Source organism: Ensifer sp. Root954, assembly GCF_001429005.1.
GTDB lineage: Bacteria > Pseudomonadota > Alphaproteobacteria > Rhizobiales > Rhizobiaceae > Ensifer > Ensifer adhaerens.
In genome coordinates this window covers 364,074-364,350 of the sequence record NZ_LMJM01000001.1, presented here as the reverse complement: position 1 = coordinate 364,350, position 277 = coordinate 364,074, and the positions used below count along the sequence as shown (strand labels likewise).

Here is a 277-nt window from a genome sequence, read left to right as displayed (position 1 = left end):
CTCGAAGGCGACGCCGGCGATGCGCTCGATCTCGTAGGTGTCATAGACCTGGGTGTCGATGCCGCGCTTCTGGCCGTTGCCGAGATCGACGATCTCCTTCGGTTCGCCGAAATAGACGCCACCGGTCAGCTCGCGCACGATCAGGATGTCGAGGCCCTCGACCAGTTCGGGCTTCAGCGACGAAGCGGCGGAAAGCGCCGGGTAGCAGATCGCCGGGCGCAGGTTGGCGAAGAGTTCGAGATCCTTGCGCAGGCGCAGCAGACCGGCTTCCGGGCGC

At 65.7% G+C, this 277-nt stretch carries 1 protein-coding gene; it reads right to left on the bottom strand.

Features of this window, described 5'->3' with window-relative positions; genetic code table 11:
- The coding region (locus ASE71_RS36660) for an isocitrate/isopropylmalate family dehydrogenase (RefSeq protein ID WP_244497344.1) at nucleotides 1-277 on the bottom strand (277 nt) is incomplete at both ends.